Here is a 17832-nt window from a genome sequence, read left to right as displayed (position 1 = left end):
CGAGCGTCTATGTCGATACCCTTCAATCCCAATCTCGCGACTGAAGGAAACCTGCGGTCAGGTGTTGCCGAGGGCGTCGATGTCGCGCATCTCCTCCATGGTCAGCGAGAAGTGCCAGATGTCGAAGTTCGCGCGGATCCGGTCCGGGGTGACCGACTTGGGGATCACCACGGTCTCGTGGTCGATGTGCCAGCGGAGCACCACCTGGGCCGGGGAGACGCCGTGCGCGGCGGCGATCCGGCCCAGCACCGGTTCGGTCAGGTCGCTGGTCTTGAACGGGCTGTACCCCTCCAGCACGACACCCCGGTCCCGGTGTTCGACGTGCCGCCGCCGGTCGTACAGCGAGGGGCTCCACCGGATCTGGTTGACCGCCGGGCTCTCCTCGGTGGCCTGGATCAGCTCGTCGATCAGCGCGGTGCCGTAGTTGCTCACCCCGACCGCCCGGGTGAGGCCCGCGTCGCGGGCGGCGAGCAGCTCCCGCCACATCGGGATGCTGTCCGACGGCGACGAGGGCGGCCAGTGGATCAGCCAGAGGTCGACGTGGTCGGTGCCGAGGGCCCGCAGGCTCGCCTCGATCGTCTCCCGCTCCCGCCCCACCCGGTCCGGCGGCAGCTTGGTGGTGATGAAGACGTCCTCCCGGCGCAGGCCGCTCTCCGCGACCGCCCGGCCCACCTCCTCCTCGTTGCCGTACATGGTGGCGGTGTCGATGTGCCGGTAGCCGGCGTCGAGGGCGGCCAGCACGGCGTCGTACCCGGCCTGGCCGGTGGCCTGCCAGGTGCCGAAGCCGAGCAGCGGCATCCGCACGTCCCCGGGGAGCAGTGCGGCGGGGTGGTCAGCGTTCTCCATACCGCCGGTTCTACCCGTGATCGTCGGCGACATGCCCCGGAACCGGGCAACCGGCGGGTCGGGGCGGATTGCCGGAGAATGCGGGTGTGACGGACCCGTTGGAGGAGTACCGGCGCAAGCGGGACGCGGCCCGCACCCCGGAGCCGGTGCCGCCGCGGCCCCCGCGCCGGCCGAGGAAGGCCGGGCAGGCCCGGTTCGTCATCCAGCAGCACCACGCCCGGAGCCTGCACTGGGACCTGCGGCTGGAGCACGAGGGAGTGCTCGCCTCCTGGGCGGTGCCGCGTGGACTGCCCCGGGACAGCGGACGCAACCACCTCGCCGTGCACACCGAGGACCACCCGATGGAGTACCTCGACTTCCACGGCGAGATCCCCGCCGGCGAGTACGGCGGCGGCCGGATGACCATCCACGACCGGGGCACCTACCAGTGCGAGAAGTGGCAGGACGACGAGGTGGTCGTGGTGCTGGCCGGGGAGCGGACCCGGGGCCGGTACGTGCTCTTCGCCACCGGCGGCCGGGACTGGATGGTCCGCCGCACCGACCCGCCGCCGCCCGGCTGGACCAGCATGCCGGAGCTCCTCGCGCCGATGCGCCCCACCCCCGCGGCGAAGCTGCCCCGGGACCAGGCCGCCTGGGGATACGAGCTGCGCTGGGACGGGGTCCGGGCGATGGCGTACGTCTCCGGCGGCCGGCTGCGGCTGCTGGACGCCGACGGCGGGGAGATCACCGGGGCGTACCCGTGGCTGCGGGAGCTGGCCGAGACCCTCGCGCCCGTCGAGGCGGTGCTCGACGGCGTGCTGGTCCGGATCGACCGGGCCGGCCGGGTGCGCCCGGCGCGCGGCGGCCGGGCCGCCCCGGACGCCCAGTTCCTCCTCGTCGACCTGCTCTGGCTGGAGGGCGTAAGCAGCGTCGACGTGCCGTACGCGCAGCGCCGCGAGCTGCTCGACGGTCTGGCGCCGACCGGCCCGCACTGGCAGACTCCGCCGTGGTTCCCCGGCACCGGAGCCGAGGCGCTGGAAGCCGCCCGGGGGCAGGGGCTGCCCGGGGTGGTGGCGAAGCGGCTGGACTCGGTCTACGAGCCGGGTCGACGCAGCCGGCGCTGGCTGAGCATCGACGCGACCTGACGGCGAGGAGCATCGTGTACCTGACCCACCTGGAGTGCCCACGCTGCGGACGGGAACACGACGCCGGCGAGCCGGCCAACCTCTGCGGGTGCGGGTCGCCGCTGCTGGCCCGCTACGACCTGGCGGCGGTGGCGAAGGCGGTGACCCCGGAGCGGTTCGGCCTGCGCCCGGCCGACCTGTGGCGCTACCGGGAGGTGCTGCCGGTGGCCGACGAGCGGCACGTCACCACGTTGGGCGAGGGCTGGACGCCGCTGCTGCGCGCCCCGGCGTACGGCCACGAGATCGGCATCCCGGACCTGCTGGTCAAGGACGAGGGGTTGACCCCGACCGGGTCGTTCAAGGCGCGCGGCGCGGCGGTCGGCGTGAGCCGGGCCCGGGAGCTGGGCGTCGAGCGGATCGCCATGCCCACCAACGGCAACGCGGGCGCGGCCTGGGCGACGTACGCGGCCCGGGCCGGCCTGGGCGCGACCATCGTCATGCCGCTGGACGCGCCGAGCATCTGCCGCCGGGAGTGCCTCGCCGCCGGGGCGGACCTGCGCCTGGTGGACGGGTTGATCAGCGACGCCGGCACGTGGGTGGCGGAGCTGGTCGCCGGCTCCGGCGGCACGGTCTTCGACGCCGGCACGTTGCGCGAGCCGTACCGGCTGGAGGGCAAGAAGACCATGGGGTACGAGATCGCCGAGCAGCTCGGCTGGCTGGTGCCCGACGTGATCATCTACCCGACCGGTGGTGGGGTGGGGCTGATCGGCATCCACAAGGCGATGCACGAGCTGCGGGAGCTGGGCTGGATCGGGGACAAGCTGCCCCGGCTGGTGGCGGTGCAGTCCACCGGCTGCGCCCCGATCGTGCGGGCGTTCGCCGCCGGCGAGGAGCGGGCGCGGCCGTGGGCGGACGCGCACACCATCGCCTTCGGCATCACCGTGCCGGCCCCGCTCGGCGACGAGCTGATCCTGTCGGCGCTGCGGGAGAGCAGCGGGACGGCGCTGGCCGTGGACGACGCGGAGATCCTGACCGACCTGCGGGACTTCGCCGCCCGGGAGGGCCTGCTGCTCTGCCCGGAGGGGGCGGCCTGCCTGACCGCCGCCCGGCACCTGCGGGCCGGCGGCTGGATCCGGGCCGGTGAGCGGGTGGTGGTGTTGAACACCGGAGCGGGGCTGAAGTACCCGGAGACGGTGGACGTCTCCGGGGTACCCGTGCTCTGACCCGCCGGCACCTCCGCGACCGTGCGGTCGGCGCGGCCCTCAGAAGGCCGCCGGGTCGGTGAGCCGCCACGCCGCGTTGATCAGTCCGATGTGGGAGAGCGCCTGTGGGGTGTTCCCCAGCTGCCCGCCGGTGGCCAGGTCCACCTGCTCGGCGAAGAGGCCGACGTCGTTGGCGTGCCCCAGCACCTGCTCGAACAGCCGGGTGGCCCGCTCCGACTCCCCCGCCATGACCAGGCACTCCACCAGCCAGAACGAGCAGAGCACGAAGCCGGCCGGGTCGGTGTTCCAGCGCCGCACCAGCCCGTCGGCGGTGCCCAGCTCCCGCTCCACCGCCTCGATGGTGGAGCGCATCCGGGGGTCGGTGGCCGGCAGGAAGCCCACCACCGGTAGCAGGAGCGCCGAGGCGTCCAGCTCCGCCGACCCGAACGCCCCGGTGTACGCGCCGATCCGCTCGTTCCAGCTCTCCCGCAGCACGGTCGCCCGGATCTCGTCGCGGATCGCCGCCCACCGGCGCGGGTCGGCCCGGCCGCCCAGCCGGGGCGCGAGCTCGACCGCCCGGGCCAGCGCCAACCAGCAGTGCACCTTGGACGACAGGTGGTGCCGCTCGGCGTCCCGGATCTCCCACATCCCCCGGTCCGGTAGCCGCCAGGTGGTGGCGACCTGCTCGGCCAGCCCGACCACCATCTCCCGCAACTCCTCCTCGAAGGTGTCGCCCAGGTACTCGTGCAGCCGCCAGACCGCCGAGAGCACCTCGCCGGGCACGTCGAGCTGGCGCTGCCGCCACGCGTCGTTGCCGATGCGCACCGGCGGGCTGCCGGCGTAGCCGCGCAGGTGCTCCAGCTCGTGCTCGGAGATGTCCCGCTCCCCCTCCAGCCCGAAGAGCACCGGCACCGGGGGGTCACCGATCCGGCCGATCGACCGGGCCGCCCAGGCGAAGAGCCGGTTGGCCTCGGCCGGGCAGGCGGCCACCCAGAGCGCGCGCATCGTCATCGCGAAGTCGCGCAGCCAGGAGTAGCGGTAGTCGTAGTTGCGGTCGCCGCCGCACCGCTCCGGCAGCGAGGTGGTCAGCGCGGCGGCGACCGCGCCGCTGCGGGCGTACGTCAGGCCGGTGAGCACGGTGGCGCTGTGCCGGACCTGCTCGGCGTACCGGCCGTCGTAGTGGTGGGCCTCCCGGTACGCCTCCCACGCCCGTGTCGTCTCGTCGAGCGCGCTCACCGGGTCCAGCCGCGCCGGCGGCTCCCCGTGCACCGCCCCGTAGGCCAGGTCGAAGCCGATGGTCTGGCCGGCGCTCACCTCGAAGTCGTGCCGGACCCGGCTCCCGCCGTCGGGCCGCAGGGTCAGCCCGGTGCCGCGCAGGGTCAGCTCGACCGGTCCGGCGGCGGCCAGCACCCCGCCGCCGGACCGCTCGTGCAGGTACGGGGTGAGCAGGCCGTACTCGGGTCGCGGCGCGAAGTCCAGCCGCATCCGGACCCGGCCGCTGAGCCCTTCGACCACCCGCAGCAGCACCGCCGGCGAGTTCATGCCCAGCTGGTGGGCGCGGGCGCCCAGCTCGGCGGCGAGCGCGTCGGTGACGGCGACGCTCCCCTCCGGCGTGTGGTGCACGGTGCGCAGCACCAGCGTGTCCGGCCGGTACGCCCGCTCCACCCGGGCCGGGGCCAGCGGCGCCAGGCGCCAGTGCCCGGCGGCCGGGTCGACCACCCGACCGAAGACCGAGGGCGAGTCGAAGCGGTCCGGGCACCACCAGTCGATCGAGCCGTCCCTGCCGACGAGCGCGCCGGAGCGGCAGTCGGAGAGGAACCCGTAGTCGGAGATCGCCGGCTGTTCCACCCGCTCCGGGTACCCGGGGCGGGTGGATTCAGGCCGGGCTTCGCCCGCGACCCGAGCGTCAGGAGGTGGGCGGCTCGTCCTCGCCGGCCGCCTCCGCGGCGTCGGCCTCCTCCTTGGTCCGGTGCACCACCTGGTCGGCGTGCTCGGGCGGGCCGTAGACGGTGTAGAGGACCAGCGGGTTCGGCCCGGTGTTGACGAAGTTGTGCTTCGTCCCGGCCGGTACGACCACCAGGTCGCCCTGGACGACCTCCTTCGTCTCCCCCGCGACCCGGGCCTCGCCGGTGCCGCTGACGAAGGTCAGGATCTGGTCGATCCCCTCGTGGACCTCCTCACCGATCTCGCCGCCCGGCGGAATGGTCATGATCACCAGCTGGGTCTTCTCGCCGGTCCACAGCACCCGGCGGAAGTCCGGGCTCTTCTGGGCGACGGTCGCGATCGTGAAATGCTCCATGACGCGCTCATACCCGGCGTGGGCCCGGCTCACGCCGAGACTCGCAGATGGTGGAATTCCCCACGTGCGCCAGGTTTGGCCCCCATCCCAGCGGGCATCGAGCCAACGACCGGCGCGGGACGCCGGTCGAGCCAGGTCCCCGCTGGCGTACTGCCCGATGGCTGCGGTGGTGGGAGACGGCCGGAGCGCGGCGACGGACGACCCGAGGGTCGTGCGGCGCCGTGCGCCCGTGTACGGGGCCGCGCACCGCCACCGGTCAGGCCAGCACCGCCAGGTGGAAGGGCCGGTCGGCCGCGCTGCCGTCGGCGGCGTACGTCTTCACGAAGACCCCGTTCGGGATGCCGGTACGCCCTACCACGGCGAGCCAGCCGTTCGGCGCGACCCCGGCGCTGCCGGCCAGGCCGATGGTGCCGAGGTAGCCGCCGGCGGTGACGTCCTGGTCGAAGATCACCTGGTACATCCCGGTGGCGAGCCGGGTGGCGGAGGTCGCCCCGAGCCCGCGGGCCAGGGTCCCGTTGGCGTCGACCACGGCGTAGAGCGCCCGGGCGGAGCTGGGCAGACCGGCGGGCCGGCAGGTGGATAGCTGAGCGTCGGCCAGGTTGAGGTCGTCCCTGTCAGGGGCGGGCTGGGTGCCCGGCCGCCGGCGCGAGCTGGTGCTGGACATGGTGCTCCTCCGATGCTGGCCGGTGGGCCGGGCAGCGATGAGGCGGTGCGGATGATCGACGATGGTCGACCCTTGCCTGTCGAAACTATGCCGTCCACGGGCCGGCAACCAATCGACCGGCTGTCCGCTAGCCGACAAATGACGCTCCTGACCTGCGGAAACACCTCGGCCAGCGCCGGTGTGGCGAGCCGGGGCACCGACCGACCCGCCGATCCCCACGCCTGCGGCACAACGGGTTTCGCGTTTCGGCCGTTCGTCCCTGTCACGATGCTGAATGCGTGGCTAGATTGAAGTATGGTGCCCGCCCACGGGGGCCGAACGGCGGAACCGGTCTACCGCCCCATCCTCGTCGCCCGGCGGGGCGAGCTGGAGGCGTTGGGCCACGTCGACAGCGCCGCCGCTGGGCTGCTCGCTCCGGTCCTCGAATGTTCCACCGTCGACGCCTGCCTGCTCGACCTCCTCGGCCGGCTGCCGGCCGGGATGGTGCCGGCCGTCGACGTCTCCGCCTTGCCGGACGCGCCGGAGACCGAACTGGTCCGCTGGGGCGTACCGGTGGTGCCGGTGATCGGCCTCGCCGAGAGCGACCGGCGGCTGGTCGCGCACGGGGTCGCGGCGCAGGCGTACGCCCGGGGCGCGGTGGTGCGGTTGCGGGCCGGGCAGGACCGCGCGGGCCCGGACGCCACCACCGCCGCCGTCGAACGGATCTGGCGCTACGCCCGGCTGGTGCCGGAGCAGTGCGACCTGCTCATCGACGCCGGGGACGTGTGCTGCCCGGCCGACCTGCGGGTGGCCGGGCCACGGGCGCGGCGGCTGGTGGACTGGGGCCGCCGGCACTCCTGGCGGTCGGTGACCGTGGCGTCCGGCGGGATGCCGCCGACGCTGTCCCGGCTCCCCGTCGACGAGCCGGTGCGCCTGGACCGGTGGGACTGGCTGCTCTGGCAGCGCCTCGCCGAGCTCGGCGTCGGGTACGGCGACTACGGCGTCGGCCCCGCGCTGGCCGGCGGTGACGGGCCGGCCGACCGGCTGCCCACCGTCCGCTACACCACCGACGGCGCCTGGTGGGTCTACCGCTGGTCCCGGCGGGGCGGGCGGGGCGACGAGCGGGTCGCCGACCTGTGCCGGACGCTGGTGGCCGCCCCGCACTGGCCGGCGGTCGGGGCGGGCTTCTCCTGGGGCGACCACGAGCTGTCGCGGCGGGCCCGTCGGGGGGCCGGCGCCGGTTCGCCGTCGAACTGGACGGCGTGGAGCACCTCCCACCACCTGGCGCACGTGCTGGAGGCGTTGACCCGCCCGGCCGGGGACCAGCGCCCCGGGCCGTGGCGGGGCGAGGACGAAGGCGGGCGTTCCGGCCGGCCGCACCGGGGCGGCGAGAGCCGGCGGGCCGGCTGAGTCACTCCTTCTCGGTGAAGCCGAACTGCACCACGCCCTCGTCGTCGACGGTCGCGTCGACGGAGGTGTCGTTGAGCAGTTCGGCGGCGTCGGCGTCGAGGAAGATCCGGGCGCCCTGGTTGTCGACCACCTGGTCGCCCTGCACCGGCTCGGGAACCAGCTCGATGGTGAGCGATCCGGCCTCCGCGTCGGCGGCGATGCGCAGCCCGCCGTCCTCGGCGACGTCCTGCTGGTTGGCGAGATCGCGGATCACGAGCACGGCGTTGTCGGTCATTTTCAGCATGGCGGAACCTCTCGTTCTCTCGGGATCGGGACGTCGCGCGACGGTCGGAAAGCGCGCACCTGACGGCGAATCGGTCATCGCCCGGCGATCCGGGGCGCGTCCCAGCGCCCCTCACGACCCACGGTGCCCGCTCTCCGGGCCCCCGTCAAATAGAGCAGAATCTGTCGGCCGCCCGGGACTGCTTCACGTTTTCGCTCCTCAACGACCTGGCCGTCCTTACCCTGAGCGCATGGACGACGCCCGGGGGCGGAGGCCGGCCCGGCGCGGCCCGCGCCACCGGGCCGGGCCGGAGGCGCCCCCCACGGGGGCGAGGTAAAAAACCTTCGGCGCAAGGGCTTGCCTGGAGGAAACCTCCGTGGCAGCGTCAGCACATGCATCGTCGTCTCTTTACCAGGACGCTCGCGCTGGTGGTGCTCAGCGCCACCGCGGCCGCCGCCGGCGCGCCTCCCGCCACCGCCGAGTCCCCGACCCCGGCCGCCACCCGGCTGCACGCCACGATCGACGCGATCCTCGCCGACGCCCGGCTCGCCGGCGCGCAGGCCGGGGTGGTCGTGGTGGACACCGGCACCGGCGAGACCCTCTACGACCGCAACGGCGACCGCCGGCTGGTACCCGCCTCCAACACCAAGCTGCTCACCTCGACCGCGGCGCTGGAACTGCTCGGTCCGGGGCACCGGTTCACCACCGACGTGAGCACCGACGGCACCCGCCGCGCCGGCCTGGTCTCCGGCAACCTCTACCTGCGTGGGGGCGGCGACCCGACGATGCTCGCCGCCGACTACGACGCGCTCGCCGCCCGGGTGGCGGCCGACGGCGTACGGGTGGTCACCGGCAACCTGGTCGCCGACGACACCCGGTACGACCGCACCCGGCTCGGGCCGGACTGGACCTGGGACGACGAGTCCTACTACTACGCCGCGCAGGTCTCCGCGCTGACCGTCGCGCCGGACACCGACTACGACGCCGGCACCGTCATCGTGCGGGCCGCCCCGGCCGCCACCGCCGGCCTGCCGCCGGTGGTCACCATGACCCCGCCCAACGGGTACGTCCGCATCGACAACCGCGCCGAGACGGTCGCCGAGGGCGAGACGACGATCTCGTTCGAGCGGGAGCACGGCACCAACACGGTGGTGGTCACCGGCCGGATCGCCGTCGACGACACCCCCACCAGCGACTGGATGACGGTGTGGGAGCCGACCGGCTACGCCGCCGACATCTTCCGTACGGCGCTGCGCCGGCACGGGGTCCGGGTGCTGGGGCGCACGGTGCTCGGCCGAGCCACGCCGGAGAGCGCGGCGAGCGTCGCCCGGCACGACTCGATGCCCCTCGCCGAGCTGATGGTGCCCTTCCTGAAGCTCTCCAACAACGGCCACGCCGAGGTGCTGACCAAGGAGATCGGCCGGGTCATCTCCGGCTCCGGCACCTGGCCGGCGGGGCTCACCGCGATCAGCGAGTACGTCGCCGACACCGGCATGGACACCGGCACCCTGCGGCAGCGGGACGGCTCCGGACTCTCCCGGCGCAACCTCATCCCGCCAGCCGAGTTCGTCGGCCTGCTCGCCGCGGTCCGCGCCGAACCCTGGTTCGACACCTGGTACGCGGCCCTCCCGATCGCCGGCAACAGCGACCGCTTCGTCGGCGGCACGCTGCGCAGCCGGATGCGGGGCACCCCGGCGGCGAACAACGTGCGCGCCAAGACGGGCAGCCTGACCGGGGTCTCCGGCCTCTCCGGCTACGTCACCGACGCCGACGGCCGGGTGCTGGCCTTCTCCGTCGTGCTCAACAACTATCTCGCCTCGTCGGTGAAGGGGCTGGAGGACCAGATCGCCATCGCGCTGGCGTCGTACACGGAGAAGGACGTGAGCACGGCGCGGGTGGCGCCGCCGGTGGCGCCGGAGTCGCCGCGGACGCCCGAGGGCCGGGAGTGCTCCTGGGTGAAGCCGATCGTCTGCTGACCGGTGACGGGGCCCCGCGCGCGGGGCCCCGTCACCGACGGTGGTCCGGCCGGCCCGCCGGCTGGTCGGGGGGGCCGAGCACGGCGACGGCCGGTCGGGTGACCGGTCAGCCGGCGGCGGTCGCCGCGCGCAGCTGGGCCGCCGTGCGGGCGGCGTCGTAGTCCGGCCCGACCCCCGGCACGATGATCGCGGAGCCCTCGATGTGCCGCAGGCGCAGCGGGAGGATCTCCCGGTACGCCGGGGAGGCGTACCAGGCGCGGGCCCGCTCCACGTCCGGGAACTCGATGATCACCACGGTGCCCGGGAAGTCACCCTCGAGGACCTCCACGTCGGCCCCGTGCACCCGGAACCGCCCCTGGTAGGGATCCAGCGTGGACTGGATCCGCTCGATGTACTCCAGGACGTCGTCGTTGATCTGTGGCGTGCGCAGGTGCGCGAGCGCGAAAGCGGGCACCGGTCCTCCCCGTGGGCGCCTCGACCCGGCGGTCCGGGCCGCTGGGGAGAAGTCTGCCGGATCGGAGCGGCCGGCGTCCATCGCCCACCCACCCGGTCAGACCCGCTCCAGCACCACCACCGGGAGCTCCCGGTCGGTCTTCGTCTGGTACTCGTCGTACGCCGGCCAGATGTCGGACATCGTCCGCCACATCCGCGGCTTTTCCTCCGGCCCGGCGGTGCGCGCCCGGGCGGTGAAGGTCTCCGCGCCCACCTGCACCTCGACCTCGGGGTGGGCGAGCAGGTTCAGGTACCAGGCCGGGTGCTGCGGGGCGCCGCCCTGCGAGCCGACCAGCAGGTAGGCGTCGCCGTCGCGGCCGTAGATCAGCGCGGTGCGGCGCAGCTTGCCGCTCTTGCGCCCCCGGGTGGTCAGCAGCAGCGTGAAGACGCCCGGCCGCCACTCGTGCCCCTGGGCGCCGCCGGTCTCGACGTACCGTCGGATGTGGTCGGCCACCCAGGCCTGGGGACTGTCCAACACCTGCTCGCTGGTCGACATCGCCTGCCTCCTGCCGCTCGTGGCCGCCGTCGCGCCCACGCTACTCCGGCGTCGGGCCGGTCACCCGACGATCCGGTCAGCGCAGCGCGGCGGCCTGGAGGCCGACGTTGCCGCAGCCGCCGAAGGTCTGCTCGACGGTCCAGTCGATGAGCAGGCGGGTGCCCTTCGGCGCCCGGAACCGGATGACGAACTGGACGGTGTGGCTGGTGTGCGGATCCTCCAACCGCAGCGTCCGGGCCGGGCCGCCGCCGGAGAGGCGCACGTCCAGCCGGCTCCGGGCCATCCACAGCCCGGCGTAGACGTGTACGGTGCGCAGCTCACCGCTCCCGGCCACCGAGAGGGCGAAGCCGTTGCCGTCGCCGCAGGTGGTGACCCCGGTCGCGGTGGAGCCGACCGCCGTGGTGGGCGTGCCGTCACGCCAGCCGACGTACTCGGGGTTGGCGTCGAAGCCCTCGCGCGCGCCCCGGCCACCCTGGTCCCGGATCTCCCCCGAGCCGCCCCGCTTGCGGACCAGCGAGCCCGGACCGCTGAGCCCCCAGTGCACCCAGTCGCGGGCGCCGACCGTGCTCAGGTCCACCATGGGCGGCACGTCGGCCCGGCTGACGGTGAGCACCGGCGTGACCGGCTGCGCGCTGGCAGACGGTGGCGTGGGGGTCGACGGCGTCGGCGTGGGCGACGGCGGCCGCTGCCGGGGCCGCAGCCCGGGTGAGGCGACGCCGGCCCCGGCGGGCTCGCCCGGACCGGGGGGTCGTCCGGCGGCCGTGGGCGCGCCGGCCGGCAGCACCATGCCCTCGCGCGGTTCGGGCCCGGAATCGGTGCCGAGGTACGCGATCAGGGCGGCGAGACAGGCGGCGGCGGTCAGCCCCTCCACCGCCGAGCGGCGGCGGCGCCGGCTACGGGCGATCCGGCGCATGGCGCTGCGGGTTTGCTCGGGCCCGGGCGCCCCGGTGGTGGCTGCCCGGCCGCCCGGCCGGCCCCGCTCGTCCTGGGTCACTCTTCTCCGCTCCCCCTGCTCGACGTTCGCCGACCGCCCGGCAGGTACGAGTCGCGACGCGAGCCCGTCCCACGTTTTCATCCGCCGCGCGTCCTGCGCCATATGTGAGGCGCTGGGCTTTTCCAGACTGTTACTTCGTGGTAGCAATGGAAACTTTCCTGCCGGTGATCGAAGATCACCCGCAGCGCCGCAGCATCTTCGCAAAAGATCGGCGTGGCCAGGATGGACGGCGGAACCGGGCCCCGCAGCGGGCCCGGTCAGCGGACCTCGAAGCCGAGCGCTCCGGCCAGCACCACCGCCTGCACCGCGTCGATCACCGCCCCGGCGCGCTCGACCGTCGTCGGGTCCAGCGCGGTCAGGTCGCTGCCCCGCAGGTCGGCCCCGGTGAACCGGACCCCGTCCAGCTGCGCGCCGGAGAGATCCACCTCGGCCACGGTCGCGCCGGTCAGGTTGGCCCCGGTCAGCTCCACCTCCCGCATCCGCACCCCGCTGAAGCTCACCCCGCGCAGGTCGGCGCCGGGCAGCGCGACGAAGGACCAGTCCCCACCGGTCACCCGCAGCGGACGCAGGTCGCACTGCTCGAAGGTGCTGCCCACCAGCTTGCAGCCGACGAACTCAGCCTCGAAGAGATTGCACCGCCGGAACGCGCACCGGGTGAAGGCCGAGTCGACGTGCCGGGAGGCGTTGAAGGCCACGTTGCCGAACGAGCACTCCGTGAAGGACGCGCCCCGGCTCACCGCCTCGGTGAGGTCGACGTGCTGGAAGGCGCAGCGGACGAAGTGCCGGTCGGCCAGCTCCTCGGCGTACCAGTCGTCGTGGCGGAACGTGGTGTCCTCGATGGTCTCCGGCATCGCCCCACACTATTCGCGGCCACCGACGGTGGCGGTCCGCCCTTCCGCCGGTGGAGTACCGGCTAGTAGGTTCGGCGGGGTGAGCGTGGCACGCAGCACCGACCCGGACCTGATCGGCTTCGACCCCGCGCGGCTCGCGCGCATCGACGAACACTTCGGACGCTACGTCGACGACGGGCGCCTCGCCGGCTGGCAGGTGGTGGTCACCCGCCGCGGCGAGATCGCGCACTCCTCCACCTACGGCATGCGCGACGTCGAGGCCGGCGCGCCGGTGGAGCGGGACACGCTCTGGCGGATCTACTCGATGACCAAGCCGATCACCTCCGTCGCGGCGATGATGCTGTGGGAGGAGGGGCGCTTCGAGCTGAACGACCCGATCAGCCGCTGGCTGACGGAGTTCGCCGACGTCCGGGTCTTCGACAAGGGTTCCGCGCTCAAGCCGTACACGGTGCCGGCGGTCGAGCCCATCCGGGTCTGGCACCTGCTCACCCACACCTCCGGCCTGACCTACGGCTTCGCGCAGACCTCCGTGGTCGACGCCCTCTACCGGGCCGCCGGCTACGACCTGGGCGTGCCGCCCGGACTGGACCTCGCCGGCGCCTGCGCCGGGATGGCCCGGCTGCCCCTGATGTTCCAGCCCGGCACCGGCTGGAACTACGGCGTCTCCACCGACGTGCTGGGCCGGCTGGTCGAGGTGGTCTCCGGGCAGACCCTCGACAGCTTCTTCACCGAGCGGATCCTCGCCCCGCTGGGCATGACCGACACCCGCTGGTGGGTCGAGGAGCATGACGCCAAGCGGCTCGCCGCGCTCTACACCCCGCACCCGGCCACCGGCCAGGCGGTCCGCGCCGACCGGATCGGCGCCTTCGCGCTGACCCGCCCCGACTGCCTCTCCGGCGGGGGTGGGCTGGTCTCCACCGCCGCCGACTACCACCGGTTCACCCAGATGCTGCTGCGCGGCGGCGAGCTGGCCGGCGTACGACTGCTCGCGCCGCGCACCGTGCGCTACATGACCCGCAACCACCTGCCGGGCGGGGGTGACCTGGCCTCGTTCGAGCCGGAGGGCTTCGCCGAGACGGTGCTGGACGGCATCGGCTTCGGCCTGGGCTTCGCGGTGGTGCAGGACCCGGTGCCGGCGCGGGTGCCCAGCAGCGTCGGCGAGTACTACTGGGGTGGCCTGGCCAGCACCGCGTTCTGGGTGGACCCGGTGGAGGAGATCACCGCGCTGCTCTTCACCCAGCTGATGCCGTCGAGCACCTACCCGCTGCGCTCGCAGCTGCGCCAGCTGGTCTACTCCGCGCTGATCGACTGAGGCGTTCCGCCGACGGGCGGCGGGGCCGGTCCATAGCCTGGACGGCATGAGCGAGCGCAGCGAGCGAATCGTCAGGCTCAGCGCGGTGCTGCCTCATGGCGGCACGGAGCGCGGCGGAGTGCCGGCATGAGCAACGTCGTGGTGTACGGCGCCGGGGGCACCGCGGGCTCGCGGATCGTCGGCGAGGCGGTCGATCGGGGGCACCGGGTCACCGCGGCGGTCCGCCGCCCCGAGTCGGTCACCTGGCTGCCGCCCGGGGTGAAGGTGGTGACCGGGGACGCGACCTCCCCGCAGAGCGTCGCCGAGCTGGCCCCGGAGGCGGACGTGATGGTGGTGACCATCGGCGGTGGCGAGCGGGCGCTCTGGCGGAACGCGGCGGAGAACCTGATCACCGTGCTGCGGGACGTGCCGAACCCGCCCCGGATCATCCACGTCGGGGGTGGGGCCACCCTGCTCACGCCGGGTGGCACCCCCTACCTCGAGGAGCCGGACTTCCCGGAGCGGTACCGGGACGCGGCGCTCGGCCAGGCCGACGCGCTGGCCCTCTACCGCTCCTCGGCCGACGGGCTGACCTGGACGTACCTCTCCCCGCCCCCGATGGAGTTCCACCCGGGTGAGCGGACCGGGCGCTACCGCACCGGCACCGACCACCCGGTCACCGACGATCAGGGCCGGGCGGTGCTCAGCTACGAGGACCTGGCGGTGGCGATCGTCGACGAGATCGAGAACCCGCGCTTCGAGAACATGCGCTTCACCGCCGCGTACTGACCCCCGGCGAGGCGGGTCAGTCGGCCAGCCGGGCCGGGAAACCGCCGGTGGCGATCGGGCCCCAGGACTCGACGGTGATGCGGATCAGCGACTTGCCCTGGGCCACCATCGCCCGCCGGTACTCGTCCCAGTCCGGGTGCTCGCCGGAGATGCTGCGGAAGTACTCGACCAGCGGCTCCACCGCCTCCGGCAGGTCGAGCACCTCGGCCACGCCGTCGACCTGCACCCACGGGCCGTCCCAGTCGTCGGAGAGCACGCAGGCGGAGACCCGCGGGTCCCGGCGGATGTTGACCACCTTGGCCCGCTCCGGGTAGGTGGAGATCACCAGTCGGCCCTCGGCGTCGACGCCGCAGGCGACCGGGGAGGACTGCGGGCGGCCGTCGGAGCGGGTGGTCATCAGCACGACCCTGTGCCGGGGGCGGATGAAATCGATCAGGGCGTCCCGGTCGACCCGGGTGTTGCGCGCGATGGTCCGTGCCATCCCCCGGTTCTACCAGGCCGTCAGCCGGTGGGCCTCAGCGGGAACGGCCGGCGACCCGGCCGGGGGCGGCCTGGGCGGGGACCCGGTGGCGGGCCGTCGGCCGCCAGGCCCGGCCGTTGGCGTAGATCACCCGGAACCCGAGGTACGCCGCGAGCGGCGCCCAGTGCGCGGAGCCCATCCGCAGCTCGGCCGCGTTGTGCCGGTGCCCGTTGGCGAGCACGTCGAGCAGCACCGTCTCGAAGGCCGCCGACTCGACCCAGTCCACGTCGCGGGTGAAGCCGCAGATCAGCGCCGCCCCGGTCACGTCGAGGAACTCGCGCAGCGCGGCGTCGGGGGCGCGCAGCACCGAACAGCTGCCGAAGTAGAGCCGCCGCCCCTCGCACCGGCCGGCCATCCGCTCGGCCACGTCCGCCAGCTCCACGGAGTCCCAGTCGGTGAGGCAGAGCCGGCTCGGTTCGCCGTGCATGGCGAAGAACCCGACCCGGTAGTCGGCGTACTGCTTGAGCAGCCACCGGTCGACGAAGTAGAACAGCTCGTCCCGGGCAGCGGCGTCCTTGTGGATGAACCGGATCCGGCCCGCCCGTTCCAGCAGTTCGAGGGTGGGCAGGACGGAGCTGCGCTCGTTGAGGTCCCGATGCCACTGCCCCTCAACGCAGAAGACGCCACGCGCCACGTCCACCTCCCCGTCACCCGCCGGCGCAGACGTTACCGGTCCCGGGTCACGAACCGACGTCACCCTCAGTGGGCGCCTCAGGCGGTTCGGGTCACTTCGCGCCCGTCGTCCGTCGCGCTCCGCCCCGTGCCCTCTCGTGCCGAATGACCAGGTCGCAATTCACCGTAATTAACGGCCAACGCCCAGAGACACGCGATCGTGAGGACAATTCTCATTAACCGCCACCAACCCGCCCGGGAACTGTCAGGGTGGAAGCCGCAGGACGTCCCGGTCGATGTCCTGATCCCACCCCAATCGCTCTCCTATCGGGAGGACTTCCGTGCGCATGAACACCCTCACGCGGGCGATCGTCGCGTTCGCCCTGGCCCTGCCCGGAGCCGCGATCGCCACGGTGGTCGCCGCGCCAGCGGCCCAGGCCGACGGCTGCTACACCTGGCAGCGCACCCTCAGCCAGGGGCGCTCCGGCGACGACGTCCGCCAACTGCAGATCCGCGTCGCCGGCTGGGCCGGCGCCGGCGGGATCGTCCGCGTCGACGGACGGTTCGGCCCGGAGACCGCCGCCGCGGTCCGGCGCTTCCAGTCGGCGTACGGGCTGCGCAGCGACGGCGTCGCCGGGCGGCAGACCTTCGACAAGATCTACCAGTTGCAGGACAACGACTGCACGCCGGCGCACTTCAGCTACCGCGAGATGGACGACAACTGCGGCCGGAGCGGGTGGAGCGGGGGCCCACTGTCGGCCGACCGGACGAGGGAGAACGCGCTGCGCACCATGTGGAAGCTGGAGGCGCTGCGCCACAGCCTCGGCGACCGGCCGCTCTACGTCACCAGCGGCTTCCGAAGCAGCGACTGCAATCGCCGGGTCGGCGGCGCGTCCGACAGCCAGCACCTCTACGGCAACGCCGCGGACCTGACCTCCCGGGACAGGTCGCTGTGCCAGGTCGCCCGCGCCGCGCGCAACCACGGGTTCAGCGGCATCTACGGCCCCGGCTACCCGGACCACGACAGCCACGTCCACGTGGACTCGCGGCGGGAGAACAACGACGACCGGACGGCGAACCGGACCAGCTGGTCCGCACCCGACTGCGGGGTCGGCGCCGGCGACTGAGCCGGGACGCGTCGACGCCGGCCCGGCCGGGGGATCGGATCCCCCGGGCCGGGCCGGCGTCGTGGCACCCGGCAGAGTCCGGCGGACGTACCTCCGCTCAGCTCGCCCGGGGCCAACGCGGCGCGGTGGCGGGGGGCGCCACCGGCCGGCCGGGCCCGCCGGGCCGGATGGCGGGCCGCATTCCCGGGGCGACGACGCGACCGGTCTGGCCGCGCGTCGCCACGGGCCGGTCGGTGCGCGCGGCGCCCGAGGAGGTGTAGGGGAACGGGAACGGCACGTGCACGAACGGGTTGCCGTGCCGGATCAGGGCCTCGATCTGGCGCTCGTTGAGCCCGTGGGTCTCCAGCACCCGCCGCCCCCAGCGGTGCAGCCGGCAGGGGTACGAGGCGCCGTCGTTGCGGCACAGCGGCCCGTTCGGCCACTCCTCCGCCGCGTGCACCACCACCGCCCGGACCGCGAGCCGGACGTCCTCGGGCGTCAGCGGCGCCGGCATTGGCACCTCGCCCAGAATCTGATCGATGGGATCCGTCGACTGCTCACCAACTCGCACGGCAGGCCTCCCGCAGTTCGGCAGCGTCGCGGCTGATCGCCGCAGCACATCCTCAGCCAGTGGTACGGCCCGCACCGGGCGAAAGTTCAATCCCGCCACGCGGTGAGAAGGTCCTCCGGGGACAGCACCCGCACCCCCTCCACCACCGTCCCGCTGCGCGAGACGGCGACCAGCTCGTCGGTGCCGGGCAGCCGGGACCGGTGCACCACCAGCCGTCCCAGGTCGTGCGCGTCGAAGGGACGGCTCTCCAGCCATTTCACCGAGCCGACGAAGGTGATCCGCCGGGCCACCGGTTCCCGGTCCGCGCCGACCAGGTCGATCCCCGGCAGGCGCGGTCCGAGGAAGGCTGTCATTCTTGGTGCAACCAAA

At 73.8% G+C, this 17832-nt stretch carries 20 protein-coding genes; 7 read left to right on the top strand and 13 right to left on the bottom strand.

Translation table 11 applies throughout. The annotated features are described in order from the left end of the window. Nucleotides 1–57 precede the first annotated feature (57 nt). Nucleotides 58–846 carry an aldo/keto reductase gene (locus tag V6U79_RS01195; protein WP_334519341.1) on the bottom strand — a complete coding sequence of 263 codons (789 nt, stop codon included), beginning with the start codon at nucleotides 844–846 and terminating at the stop codon, nucleotides 58–60. An 86-nt stretch (nucleotides 847–932) separates the two neighbouring features. On the opposite strand from V6U79_RS01195, the gene V6U79_RS01190 reads away from it, so the two are divergent. After that, a complete protein-coding gene (locus V6U79_RS01190; RefSeq protein WP_334519344.1) occupies nucleotides 933–1970 on the top strand; it encodes a DNA polymerase ligase N-terminal domain-containing protein in 1038 nt (345 codons plus the stop codon). Between the two features lie 14 nt (nucleotides 1971–1984). Further along, complete coding sequence (locus V6U79_RS01185; RefSeq protein ID WP_334519347.1) at nucleotides 1985–3172, top strand: threonine synthase; 1188 nt, start codon at nucleotides 1985–1987, stop codon at nucleotides 3170–3172. 39 nt (nucleotides 3173–3211) lie between these two features. Here the strand turns inward: V6U79_RS01185 and V6U79_RS01180 are convergent, their stop codons facing one another. The 3 genes from V6U79_RS01180 to V6U79_RS01170 form a co-directional block, all read right to left on the bottom strand. Then, on the bottom strand, nucleotides 3212–4999 hold the full coding sequence (locus V6U79_RS01180) for a glycoside hydrolase family 15 protein (protein ID WP_334519350.1): 1788 nt from the start codon (nucleotides 4997–4999) through the stop codon (nucleotides 3212–3214). A 58-nt stretch (nucleotides 5000–5057) separates the two neighbouring features. Beyond that, on the bottom strand, nucleotides 5058–5450 hold the full coding sequence (locus tag V6U79_RS01175; protein WP_334519353.1) for a cupin domain-containing protein: 393 nt from the start codon (nucleotides 5448–5450) through the stop codon (nucleotides 5058–5060). A 256-nt stretch (nucleotides 5451–5706) separates the two neighbouring features. Continuing rightward, a complete protein-coding gene (locus V6U79_RS01170) occupies nucleotides 5707–6114 on the bottom strand; it encodes a hypothetical protein (protein WP_334613164.1) in 408 nt (135 codons plus the stop codon). A gap of 294 nt (nucleotides 6115–6408) precedes the next feature. Between V6U79_RS01170 and V6U79_RS01165 the strand changes: the two genes are divergently transcribed. Then, complete coding sequence (locus V6U79_RS01165) at nucleotides 6409–7503, top strand: beta family protein (RefSeq protein ID WP_334613162.1); 1095 nt, start codon at nucleotides 6409–6411, stop codon at nucleotides 7501–7503. 1 nt (nucleotide 7504) lies between these two features. On the opposite strand, the gene V6U79_RS01160 is transcribed toward V6U79_RS01165, so the two are convergent. Continuing rightward, nucleotides 7505–7786, bottom strand: a complete 282-nt coding sequence (locus tag V6U79_RS01160; RefSeq protein ID WP_334519361.1) for an iron-sulfur cluster assembly accessory protein — start codon at nucleotides 7784–7786, stop codon at nucleotides 7505–7507. 371 nt (nucleotides 7787–8157) lie between these two features. Between V6U79_RS01160 and dacB the strand changes: the two genes are divergently transcribed. Then, nucleotides 8158–9741 (top strand): D-alanyl-D-alanine carboxypeptidase/D-alanyl-D-alanine endopeptidase, encoded by a 1584-nt coding sequence (gene dacB, locus V6U79_RS01155; protein ID WP_334613160.1) that lies wholly within the window; start codon nucleotides 8158–8160, stop codon nucleotides 9739–9741. 106 nt (nucleotides 9742–9847) lie between these two features. On the opposite strand, the gene V6U79_RS01150 is transcribed toward dacB, so the two are convergent. The 4 genes from V6U79_RS01150 to V6U79_RS01135 all read right to left on the bottom strand — a co-directional run bounded on the left by V6U79_RS01150 (nucleotide 9848) and on the right by V6U79_RS01135 (nucleotide 12574). Then, nucleotides 9848–10195, bottom strand: coding sequence for a DUF1330 domain-containing protein (locus tag V6U79_RS01150; RefSeq protein WP_334519367.1), 348 nt, complete (start codon nucleotides 10193–10195; stop codon nucleotides 9848–9850). Between the two features lie 96 nt (nucleotides 10196–10291). After that, the gene (locus V6U79_RS01145) at nucleotides 10292–10729 is read right to left on the bottom strand and encodes a nitroreductase family deazaflavin-dependent oxidoreductase (protein WP_334519370.1); all 438 of its coding nucleotides are present in this window, start codon (nucleotides 10727–10729) and stop codon (nucleotides 10292–10294) included. Between the two features lie 76 nt (nucleotides 10730–10805). Continuing rightward, nucleotides 10806–11723, bottom strand: a complete 918-nt coding sequence (locus V6U79_RS01140; RefSeq protein ID WP_334613159.1) for a hypothetical protein — start codon at nucleotides 11721–11723, stop codon at nucleotides 10806–10808. Between the two features lie 257 nt (nucleotides 11724–11980). Next, on the bottom strand, nucleotides 11981–12574 hold the full coding sequence (locus tag V6U79_RS01135; RefSeq protein ID WP_334613158.1) for a pentapeptide repeat-containing protein: 594 nt from the start codon (nucleotides 12572–12574) through the stop codon (nucleotides 11981–11983). Between the two features lie 79 nt (nucleotides 12575–12653). Between V6U79_RS01135 and V6U79_RS01130 the strand changes: the two genes are divergently transcribed. Both V6U79_RS01130 and V6U79_RS01125 read left to right on the top strand, forming a co-directional pair. Then, nucleotides 12654–13886: a serine hydrolase domain-containing protein gene (locus V6U79_RS01130; protein WP_334613156.1), complete on the top strand. Its 1233-nt coding sequence runs from the start codon at nucleotides 12654–12656 to the stop codon at nucleotides 13884–13886. Nucleotides 13887–14012: 126 nt separating this feature from the next. Then, nucleotides 14013–14654 carry an NAD(P)-dependent oxidoreductase gene (locus V6U79_RS01125; protein WP_334613155.1) on the top strand — a complete coding sequence of 214 codons (642 nt, stop codon included), beginning with the start codon at nucleotides 14013–14015 and terminating at the stop codon, nucleotides 14652–14654. A 16-nt stretch (nucleotides 14655–14670) separates the two neighbouring features. Here V6U79_RS01125 and V6U79_RS01120 read toward each other — a convergent pair whose 3' ends face one another. Next, nucleotides 14671–15135 carry a PPOX class F420-dependent oxidoreductase gene (locus V6U79_RS01120; RefSeq protein WP_334613154.1) on the bottom strand — a complete coding sequence of 155 codons (465 nt, stop codon included), beginning with the start codon at nucleotides 15133–15135 and terminating at the stop codon, nucleotides 14671–14673. A gap of 34 nt (nucleotides 15136–15169) precedes the next feature. Then, entirely contained in the window at nucleotides 15170–15808 is a 639-nt protein-coding gene (locus tag V6U79_RS01115; protein WP_334613153.1) for a DUF6642 family protein, read from the bottom strand. 319 nt (nucleotides 15809–16127) lie between these two features. Here V6U79_RS01115 and V6U79_RS01110 point away from each other — a divergent pair, with 319 nt between their 5' ends. Further along, the gene (locus V6U79_RS01110; RefSeq protein WP_334613151.1) at nucleotides 16128–16913 is read left to right on the top strand and encodes a D-Ala-D-Ala carboxypeptidase family metallohydrolase; all 786 of its coding nucleotides are present in this window, start codon (nucleotides 16128–16130) and stop codon (nucleotides 16911–16913) included. Between the two features lie 97 nt (nucleotides 16914–17010). Here V6U79_RS01110 and V6U79_RS01105 read toward each other — a convergent pair whose 3' ends face one another. Both V6U79_RS01105 and V6U79_RS01100 read right to left on the bottom strand, forming a co-directional pair. Next, nucleotides 17011–17406, bottom strand: a complete 396-nt coding sequence (locus tag V6U79_RS01105; RefSeq protein WP_334613150.1) for a hypothetical protein — start codon at nucleotides 17404–17406, stop codon at nucleotides 17011–17013. A gap of 143 nt (nucleotides 17407–17549) precedes the next feature. Continuing rightward, the gene (locus tag V6U79_RS01100) at nucleotides 17550–17816 is read right to left on the bottom strand and encodes a hypothetical protein (protein ID WP_334613149.1); all 267 of its coding nucleotides are present in this window, start codon (nucleotides 17814–17816) and stop codon (nucleotides 17550–17552) included. Nucleotides 17817–17832: the final 16 nt, after the last annotated feature.

The organism is Micromonospora psammae (assembly GCF_036902725.1).
GTDB lineage: Bacteria > Actinomycetota > Actinomycetes > Mycobacteriales > Micromonosporaceae > Micromonospora.
Note: the sequence above shows the minus strand (reverse complement) of the source record. Positions and strands in the feature narration are given on the sequence as shown.

What these genes read in the sequence shown, in the direction of transcription:
- V6U79_RS01165 (WP_334613162.1), top strand. Translation starts at nt 6,409, where the DNA reads ATGGTGCCCGCCCACGGGGGCCGAACGGCGGAACCGGTCTACCGCCCC.
- V6U79_RS01170 (WP_334613164.1), bottom strand. Translation starts at nt 6,114, where the DNA reads ATGTCCAGCACCAGCTCGCGCCGGCGGCCGGGCACCCAGCCCGCCCCT.
- V6U79_RS01175 (WP_334519353.1), bottom strand. Translation starts at nt 5,450, where the DNA reads ATGGAGCATTTCACGATCGCGACCGTCGCCCAGAAGAGCCCGGACTTC.
- V6U79_RS01135 (WP_334613158.1), bottom strand. Translation starts at nt 12,574, where the DNA reads ATGCCGGAGACCATCGAGGACACCACGTTCCGCCACGACGACTGGTAC.
- V6U79_RS01145 (WP_334519370.1), bottom strand. Translation starts at nt 10,729, where the DNA reads ATGTCGACCAGCGAGCAGGTGTTGGACAGTCCCCAGGCCTGGGTGGCC.
- V6U79_RS01160 (WP_334519361.1), bottom strand. Translation starts at nt 7,786, where the DNA reads ATGCTGAAAATGACCGACAACGCCGTGCTCGTGATCCGCGATCTCGCC.
- V6U79_RS01100 (WP_334613149.1), bottom strand. Translation starts at nt 17,816, where the DNA reads ATGACAGCCTTCCTCGGACCGCGCCTGCCGGGGATCGACCTGGTCGGC.
- V6U79_RS01105 (WP_334613150.1), bottom strand. Translation starts at nt 17,406, where the DNA reads ATGCCGGCGCCGCTGACGCCCGAGGACGTCCGGCTCGCGGTCCGGGCG.
- dacB (WP_334613160.1), top strand. Translation starts at nt 8,158, where the DNA reads ATGCATCGTCGTCTCTTTACCAGGACGCTCGCGCTGGTGGTGCTCAGC.
- V6U79_RS01125 (WP_334613155.1), top strand. Translation starts at nt 14,013, where the DNA reads ATGAGCAACGTCGTGGTGTACGGCGCCGGGGGCACCGCGGGCTCGCGG.
- V6U79_RS01195 (WP_334519341.1), bottom strand. Translation starts at nt 846, where the DNA reads ATGGAGAACGCTGACCACCCCGCCGCACTGCTCCCCGGGGACGTGCGG.
- V6U79_RS01120 (WP_334613154.1), bottom strand. Translation starts at nt 15,135, where the DNA reads ATGGCACGGACCATCGCGCGCAACACCCGGGTCGACCGGGACGCCCTG.